Raw genomic sequence first — 2,668 nt, 5'->3', positions numbered from 1 at the left:
ATCCCCAAGCGACTGGCCCGCGGCAGCGTCAACGTGAACCTGACCGTCACCCGCAGCCAGTCGGTGTCGCAGCTCCGCATCAACCGCGAGCTTCTGGCCCAGGTGCTGGAGCTGGCGCGCGAGATCGAGGGCGCCGGGGCCGCCCCGCCGCGGCTCGATTCGCTGCTCGCCGTGCGCGGCATCATCGAGCCGGTGGAGGAGGACGAGGGCGACGCGCGGGAGCGGGTGGAGGCCGCGCTGAAGGCCGACCTCGGTCGGCTGATCGGCGCGCTGGTGACCGCCCGCCTGTCGGAAGGCGCGCGTCTGGTCGCCGTCCTGAACGGCCATCTTGACGAGATCGAACGGCTGATCACCGCCGCCGCCACCTGCGCCAGCACTCAGCCCGAGGCCTTGCGCGAACGGCTGCGCGGTCAGGTCGCCGCCCTGCTCGACGCCGCCCCGGCCCTGCCGGAGGAGCGGCTCGCCCAGGAGGCGGCCATCCTGATCGCCAAGGCCGACGTGCGCGAGGAGATGGACCGCCTGCGCGCCCACATCCAGGCCGCCCGCGACATGCTGGCGGAGGGGGGCGCCATCGGCCGCCGCTTCGACTTCCTGTGCCAGGAATTCAACCGCGAAGCCAACACCCTGTGCTCCAAGTCCGCGGACGTGGAGCTGACCCGCATCGGCCTGTCGCTGAAAGCCTCCATCGAGCAGCTTCGCGAGCAGGTCCAGAACATCGAGTGATGCTGAAGACCATGAACACGAAGATCGCCCGGCGCGGCCTGATGCTCGTGCTGTCCTCCCCCTCCGGGGCTGGCAAAACAACCATTTCGCGCCGCCTGCTGGACCGCGACCCCGGCATCACCCTGTCGGTGTCCGTCACCACCCGGCCGATGCGCCCCGGTGAGCAGCCGGGCGTCCATTACTACTTCGTCGACATGCCGGAGTTCGACCGCATGGCCGGTCAGGGCGAGCTGCTGGAGCACGCCCGCGTGTTCGGCAACTGCTACGGCACGCCGCGCCACGCCGTGGAGACGGCGCTGAGCGCCGGGCGGGACGTGCTGTTCGACATCGACTGGCAGGGCATGCAGCAGTTGGCGGCCAACGCCCGCGCCGATCTGGTCAGCGTCTTCGTCCTGCCGCCCTCGGGCACCGAGCTGGAGCGCCGCCTCCACGCCCGCGGCCAGGATTCGGCGGAGGTGATCGCCCAGCGCATGGCCAAGGCGTCGGACGAGATCAGCCACTGGGGCGAATACGATTACGTGATCGTCAACAACGACGTGGACGAGAGCGTGCAGGCGGTTCAGGCCATCCTGCGCGCCGAGCGGCTGCGCCGGACACGGCAGGTCGGGATGCCGGCGTTTGTGGAGAGCGTGCAGGCGGCGCTGTAAGGCGACGGCGCGTTGCCCCCACCCTTCCCACGGCTTCGCCGCGGGCCCCTTCCCTCCCCCGCTATCGCAAGGGAGGGAGTTCAATTCCCTCCCCTGCGAAGCGGGGGAGGGTTAGGGAGGGGGCAAGGACCTACCTCCCCCGAAACGCCCGCGCCAGCGCCGCGAACCCCGCCACATCCACTTCCTCCGCCCGCGCGGTCGGCTCGATGCCGGCGGCGGCCAGCAGCGCCTCCGCGTTCCCCAGGCTCTTCAGGCTCTGGCGCAGCATCTTGCGGCGCTGGCCGAAGGCGGCGGCGGTCACCTGCTCCAGCGCCTTCCACTCCGCAGGCTCCGGGTTGGCGCGCGGGGTCAGGTGGACGATGGTGGACTCCACCTTGGGCGGCGGGGTGAAGGCCTTGGCCGGCAGGTTGAACAGCACCCGCGCGTCCGACCGCCACTGCGTGATGACCGACAGGCGGCCGTAGGCCTTGCTGCCCGGCTTTGCGACCAGACGATCCGCGACCTCCTTCTGGAACATCAGCGTCAGGCTGACGAACTCCTCGATCCGCCCCAGCCAGCCGATCAGCAGCGGCGTCGCCACGTTGTAGGGCAGGTTCGCCACGATGGCCCGCGGGGCCGGGGCGATGTGAATGGGGTCGACCTCCAGCGCGTCGCCCTCGACGATGGACAGCCGCCCGTCCGCCGCCTGGATCACGTCCTGCAACGCCTCGATGAAACGGTGGTCGCGCTCGATGGCGATGACCTGCTTCGCCTTGGTCGCCAGAAGGGCGCGGGTCAGCCCGCCCGGACCGGGACCGATCTCCACGACCGTCACGCCGGTCATGTCGCCCGCCGAGCGCGCGATGCGGCCCGTCAGGTTGAGGTCGAGCAGGAAGTTCTGCCCCAGCGCCTTGCGGGCATCCAGCCCGAAGCGGGCGATCACCTCGCGCAGCGGCGGCAGGGCCTGCGGGTCGAAAGCGGTGGGCATGGGGGCGGAGTCGGGCATGGCGTCGGTCATGGCCGCACTTATAGGACGGCGCGGGCCCGCCGTCATCTGCCGCGCGTCGTTCCTACCCTTCGCTCTTGAGCGCGATGTTCTCCGGCGTGGCGTCGAGGCGGCCCGTGCAGGTGATGCGGCGCCCGTCGTCGAAGGCCTGGGACGGCTTCGGCCCGATGGTCACCTGCAACACTACCTTGTCGGCCAGCTGGTCGCCCAGGTCCTGGGGCCGGTCGCCGCCTTGCGAGTCATGGCTGAACACGCTCTCCAGCGGTCTCTTATACACATCTCCGAGCCCACGAGACTATAACAGCTATCCCGC

Annotated in this window: 4 protein-coding genes; 2 read left to right on the top strand and 2 right to left on the bottom strand. The window is 70.4% G+C overall.

The features are described from left to right. Both Q4I23_RS32070 and gmk read left to right on the top strand, forming a co-directional pair. Nucleotides 1-723 (top strand): YicC family protein (locus Q4I23_RS32070; RefSeq protein WP_498528919.1); only part of this gene is annotated, 723 nt, incomplete at its 5' end. After that, a complete protein-coding gene (gene gmk / locus Q4I23_RS32065; protein WP_498528918.1) occupies nt 723-1,370 on the top strand; it encodes a guanylate kinase in 648 nt (215 codons plus the stop codon). The genes Q4I23_RS32070 and gmk, both read left to right, overlap by 1 nt. Nucleotides 1,371-1,500: 130 nt before the next feature. On the opposite strand, the gene rsmA is transcribed toward gmk, so the two are convergent. Continuing rightward, a complete protein-coding gene (gene rsmA / locus Q4I23_RS32060) occupies nt 1,501-2,355 on the bottom strand; it encodes a 16S rRNA (adenine(1518)-N(6)/adenine(1519)-N(6))-dimethyltransferase RsmA (protein WP_454017923.1) in 855 nt (284 codons plus the stop codon). 64 nt (nt 2,356-2,419) lie between these two features. Continuing rightward, a complete protein-coding gene (locus Q4I23_RS32055; protein ID WP_498528917.1) occupies nt 2,420-2,632 on the bottom strand; it encodes a hypothetical protein in 213 nt (70 codons plus the stop codon). Between the last annotated feature and the right edge of the window lie 36 nt (nt 2,633-2,668).

The sequence above is a fragment of the Azospirillum sp. UFLA03-27 genome (assembly GCF_059803775.1).
Note: the sequence above shows the minus strand (reverse complement) of the source record. Positions and strands in the feature narration are given on the sequence as shown.